The sequence below is a fragment of the Streptomyces sp. NPDC058375 genome (genome assembly GCF_042723425.1).
Classification (GTDB): domain Bacteria; phylum Actinomycetota; class Actinomycetes; order Streptomycetales; family Streptomycetaceae; genus Streptomyces; species Streptomyces durocortorensis.
Map to the genome: position 1 here is coordinate 1 of NZ_JBHXJG010000366.1, position 5,215 is coordinate 5,215.

5 protein-coding genes are annotated in these 5,215 nt (G+C 73.9%); all 5 read right to left on the bottom strand.

What is annotated here, in order from left to right; all coding sequences use genetic code 11:
• Positions 1–50: 50 nt before the first annotated feature.
• Genes ACFWM7_RS33330 through ACFWM7_RS33350 form a run of 5 tightly spaced genes read right to left on the bottom strand, consistent with a single transcriptional unit; the run spans position 51 to position 4,726 of the window.
• Positions 51–854: a DUF1295 domain-containing protein gene (locus ACFWM7_RS33330; protein ID WP_383268000.1), complete on the bottom strand. Its 804-nt coding sequence runs from the start codon at positions 852–854 to the stop codon at positions 51–53.
• On the bottom strand, positions 851–1,474 hold the full coding sequence (locus ACFWM7_RS33335; RefSeq protein ID WP_383268003.1) for a hypothetical protein: 624 nt from the start codon (positions 1,472–1,474) through the stop codon (positions 851–853). Before ACFWM7_RS33335 ends, ACFWM7_RS33330 begins: the two co-directional genes overlap by 4 nt.
• Entirely contained in the window at positions 1,471–2,736 is a 1,266-nt protein-coding gene (locus tag ACFWM7_RS33340) for a class I SAM-dependent methyltransferase (protein ID WP_383268005.1), read from the bottom strand. The genes ACFWM7_RS33335 and ACFWM7_RS33340 overlap by 4 nt, the downstream gene beginning before the upstream one ends.
• Positions 2,733–3,458 (bottom strand): DUF1365 domain-containing protein, encoded by a 726-nt coding sequence (locus ACFWM7_RS33345; RefSeq protein WP_383268008.1) that lies wholly within the window; start codon positions 3,456–3,458, stop codon positions 2,733–2,735. The genes ACFWM7_RS33340 and ACFWM7_RS33345 overlap by 4 nt, the downstream gene beginning before the upstream one ends.
• Positions 3,452–4,726: an NAD(P)/FAD-dependent oxidoreductase gene (locus ACFWM7_RS33350; RefSeq protein ID WP_383268011.1), complete on the bottom strand. Its 1,275-nt coding sequence runs from the start codon at positions 4,724–4,726 to the stop codon at positions 3,452–3,454. The genes ACFWM7_RS33345 and ACFWM7_RS33350 overlap by 7 nt, the downstream gene beginning before the upstream one ends.
• Between the last annotated feature and the right edge of the window lie 489 nt (positions 4,727–5,215).

Genomic DNA, 5,215 nt, shown 5'->3' on the forward strand with positions numbered 1-5,215 from the left:
CAGCCGTGGAACGGGCCCTCTCCGCGTCCTCCGCACCCGGCCTGAGTCCTCTACACCCGGCGTGGCGGCCGCGGAAGGAAGCCGCTAGTCCGGGCCCGGTACGCGTCGAACCCGGGCCGGTCGGCCATGTGCCGCTCCAGCAGGGCCGCGCCGCTCCCCTTGGTCAGCAGGAAGGTCATCACCAGCGGGCCCACGACGGTGGCGGCAGCGGCGGCGGGCGCCTGGCAGACGAAGAGGAAGAGCCCCCACCAGACACAGAAGTCGCCGAAGTAGTTCGGATGGCGGGTCCAGGACCACAGGCCCCGGTCCATGATCTTCCCCTCGTTGGCGGGGTCGGCCTTGAACCGGGCGAGCTGGGCGTCACCGATCGCCTCGAAGGCCAGCCCGACCGCCCACAGCAGCGCCCCCGCCCAGGCCCACCAGGCGAGCGGCGCGGTGGGGTACTGCGCGGCCTGGACCGGGAGCGAGACGAGCCAGACCAGAGCGCCCTGGAGCAGATACACCTTGCGCAGGGCGTACAGCTGGGGGTTGCCGGGGGCCTTGGCCAGCATCTTCGCGTAGCGCGGGTCCTCCCCGTGCCCGCGGCCCCGCCGCCCGATGTGAATCGCGAGGCGCAGCCCCCAGATCACGGTCAGCGCGGTGACCAGGAGCCGGCGGTCGTCGTCGCCGACGCCCGCCGAGAGGGCGTAGGAGACCAGGGCGACGACGGCGAACCCGAGCCCCCAGGCGATGTCGACGATCCGGTGCACGCCCTTGTCGAGGGCGACGGCGAAGGTGACGAGCATGACGCCGAGGGCGGCGACGGCCGCGCCCGCGAGCCCGCTCGCGAACGCGGCCCAGGCGAAGCCGCTCACCGGCCCTCCTCAGGGACGGCCGACGCGTACCAGTCGCGCCGGGTGGCCGGCATGGCGGCGGAGCCGACCGGGTCGGGCCGTACGGAGAGGATCTGGTCGACGCCCATCCGCCGTTCCTCGAACGCGAGGGCGCCGCCGACGAGATAGAGCCGCCACACCCGTGCGGTCTCCTCCCCCACCTTGCTGTGTAGGGCCCCGCTCAGTCCGGCACGGGCGGCGGGCACCGGCGCGCGGGGGCCGACCGCGCCGAGGCGCAGGGCGAGGCCGGCCGCCTTGATCCGGTCGGCGAGGGCGGGCGAGGGCACGGTGAGGCCGCGTTCGCGCACGGCGCGGCGCATGGCGCGCAGCCCGTCGCCGAGGTCGGCGTCCAGGTCGATGTCGCCGGTGATGCAGGCCTCGGCGAGGCCCAGTTCGCCCGGCTCCCACAGCAGGCGGCGCAGGGCTCTGCGGGTCCGCACATGGACGGTGGGGGCGTCGCTGGGTCCGGTCTCGCTGCCGTCCCACATCCGGACCCGGACCGGCAGTCCGCCGCCGAGGAACCGCTCGATCAGCGGTTCGACGCGCTGGGCGGCCCCGGTCGGGGTGCGCCGGGCGGGGGGCCGGGTGGCGGAGGTCGTCACGCCGTCTCCTCACGGGTCAGCAGCAGCTGCTGCACATCGAGATAGCCGGAGCGGAAGCCCGCTTCGGAGTACGCGAGGTAGAAGGTCCACATGCGGCGGAAGACCGCGTCGAAGCCGAGGGCGTGGATCTCGGCCGCCCGTCCGGTGAACCGCTCCCGCCACAGCCGGAGCGTTTCGGCGTAGTGCGCGCCGAAGCGGATGCGCTGGGTGGTGCGCAGGCTCGTGCGGCCGGTGGTGATCCGCTCCACGGCCTCGGTGGAGGGCAACAGTCCGCCGGGGAAGATGTACTTGTGGATCCAGGTGTACGTGGAGCGGCTGGCGCGCAGCCGGTCGTCGGGCATGGTGATGGCCTGGAGGGCGACCCGGCCGCCGGGGGCGAGCAGCCGGTCCAGCGTCTCGAAGTAGACCGGCCAGAACTCCTCGCCGACCGCCTCGACCATCTCGACGCTGACGATGGCGTCGTAGTCGCCGGTGACGTGGCGGTAGTCGCTCAGCCGCACCTCGACGCGGTCCTCGAATCCGGCCTCGCGGATGCGGGCGAGAGCGAGGGTGCGCTGCTCGGCGGAGAGGGTGACGGTGACGACCCGGGCGCCGCGGGCGGCCGCGCGGATGGCCAGTTCGCCCCAGCCGGTGCCGATCTCCAGGAGGCGGGTGCCCTCGGTGACCCCGGCGGCGTCCAGCAGCCGGTCGATCTTGCGGTGCTGGGCGGCGGGCAGCAGGTCGTGGTCGGCGGGGAAGCCGCGGAAGACGGCGGCGGAGTAGGAGAGCGTCTCGTCGAGGAAGAGGGCGAACAGCTCGTTGGACAGGTCGTAGTGGTGGCTGATGTTGTCCCGGGAGCCCTCGGGGGTGTTCATCTGCGCGGCGGGCCTGCGCAGGGCCCAGATGCCGCACAGGCGTTGCAGCGGCCGGGGGACGAGGTCGGCGGCGTTGTCGGCGAGCACGGTCAGCACGGCGACGAGGTCGGGGGCGTCCCACTCCCCCGCCATGTAGGACTCGCCGAAGCCGATGAGTCCGCTCGCGCCGATCCGCCGGAAGAAGGCGTCCGGGTCGCGGATGTCCATGAGCGGCCCGCCGAGGCCGACGTCCTCCCGGCCCGCGAGGCGGGCGCGCAGGGGGAGCCGGGCGAACGCGCGGCGGACGACGCGTTCCGCGACGGCGGTCCGGGCGCGGGACGCCCGGGGCAGGGTGACGATGTCGGGCCAGCGTTCCGGGTCGGTCCCGGGGGTGTGCTGTGCCGGCAGCGCCGAGGTGGGAGCGGTCACTGCATGCCTTCCTGTGTGCGGTGAGGGGGACGGGGCTGCACGGGGAGCCCGCGCAGGTAGAGCCGGATTCCGTGCAGGCGGATCGCGGCGGAGACGAGGACGGTGGAGAGGGGGTGGCGCAGGGCGAGGCGGACCAGTTCGCGCGGTGTGGCGGGGCGGCGCCCGCCCCGTACGGTCGCGGTGAACGGGCGGCCCCCGTCCCGCTCCAGATGGATGCTCAGGTCGAGACGCGACCCGGGCTCGGGCAGCCGCATCCGGTAGCCGCCGTCCACGGGGAAGAACGGCGAGACGTAGAACCCCTTGCCGGTCACGGCTCGGTCGTTCCCGTCGGGGCGCAGAAGGTAGCCGTGGCGTCCGCCGTACGTGTTGTGCACCTCGGCGACGACGCAGAGGGGGCTGCCGTCGGCGCGGTGGCACCAGTAGACGGTGATCGGGTTGAAGACGTACCCGAACACCCGGGCCTGGGTGAGCATGGTGACGGTGCCGTCGCCCAGCTCCACGCCCCGGGCGCGCAGGAAGCGCTCGAGACCGTCCCGGATGGTGGGGGCGGTGCCGGCGAAGTGGTCGCGGGGGTCGAACCGGGCCAGCGGCCGCAGGGTGCGCGGCAGCCGGGGCGGCCGGTCGGGGTCGATCAGCCACAGATACGTCCGGTGCCGGAACGCGTACTTCGTGGGCCGGTTCCGTACGTGCGTGATGGTGCACGGGTAGAGGGCGCTCACCACCGCACCCCCAGGGCGGCGGCGGCCTCGACCCCCGAACGGCAGCCGTCCTCGTGGAACCCCCAGCCGTGGTACGCACCCGCGTAGGCGGTGACGGGACCGGACAGGGCGGGCAGCCGGCCCTGGGCCGCGACCGACTCCGGGGTGTAGACGGGGTGCTCGTAGACCATGCGGGCGCGGACGGTGCCCGGGTTGACCCGGTCGGAGCCGTTCAGCGTGACGACGAAGGTGTCCGGGGCGTCGAGCCGCTGGAGCCGGTTCATGTCGTAGCTGACGGTGACCCGGTCGGCGTCGGCGGCGCAGGAGGGCATCAGGTAGTTCCAGGAGGCCCTGGCCCCCCGGGCGCGCGGCAGCAGTGCGGTGTCCGTGTGGAGCAGGGTCGGGTTGCGGGAGTACCGGAACGCGCCGAGCGTGCTGCGCTCGGCGTCGGTCGGGTCGGCGAGCATCCGCAGCGCCTGGTCGGGGTGGGTGGCGATGACGACGGAGTCGTACGGGGTGGTCGTGCCGTCCTCCGTGGTGATGTCGACGCCGTCCGCGTGCCGGGTGATGGCGCGCACCGGGGTCGCGGTGTGCACGGCGGCGAGCTGCTTGACGACGAGGTCGACGTAAGCGCGCGACCCGCCGGTGACGGTGCGCCAGACCGGGGAGTTCCCGATGGTGAGCATGCCGTGGTGGTCGAGGAAGCGGAAGAGATAGCGGGCCGGGTAGCGCAGGGCGGTGACCGGGTCGCAGGACCAGACGGCGGAGACCATCGGCGTCAGGAAGTGGGCGTGGAAGTACGGCGAGAAACGCCCGCGCCGGGCGAACTCCCCCAGCGTCGTCTCGCTCGCCCCGCTCTCCGGCAGCGCCAGCAGGGCCCGGGCGGCGCGGTGGAAGCGCGGCACCTCGGCGAGCATCCGCAGATAGCGTCCGCGCACGGCGGAGCCCGGCCGGGCGAAGAGACCGGCGGGCCCACGGGCCCCCGCGTACTCCAGGCCGCACCCCTCGCACCGTACGGACATCGACATCTCGGACTCCTGGGTGGCGACGCCGAGTTCGTCGAAGAGCCGCAGCAGACGGGGGTAGGTCCGCCGGTTGTGCACGATGAACCCGGAGTCGACGCGGTGCACCCGGCCGTCGGACGCGCCCAGGTCGTGGGTGTGGGCGTGGCCCCCGAGGCGGTCGTCGGCTTCGTACAGCGTCACTTCATGAGCGTCCTGGAGAACGTGGGCGGCGGTCAGTCCCGCCACCCCGGCTCCCACCACGGCCGTCCGCCGCCGTTCCCCTGTCATTTCGGCTCCCTCCGGTCCTTCCGAACTGGTCGGAGCGCTGCTGGAGTGCCCCTCACCCTGCATTCGTGGCCGGTGGCCGAGAGGATTGGTCGATCATCGACTCTGCTCCGAACGAGTGAATGAGGCCCCGGGACCAATCCGCCGACCGACCGGCGCCGAACCCCCTGTGTGAGAACGGACCGGAACGAAGCGAGGACGGACGGGGCGCACCTGCCCCATCCGTCCGGCCCGGCGCGGACGGACGGGGCACACGTGCTCCGTCGGTCCGGCCCGGCGCGGGCATACCTGCCCCGGCGGTTCCGCTCGGCGCGTGTCGTGGTCGCCGCGCCCGGCGGCCCGGCCGCTGGATGCGGGGTGTGCCGTCGCGCCGCCCTGGTACGCCGTACGGGACCGGCCGGCGCCGGTCCCCGCGGTGCCCGGGGCGGGGCGGACAGGGCGTGTCCGGCGGATCAGGACCCGATCAGGATCCGCCGGACGCGCCCTGGGCAC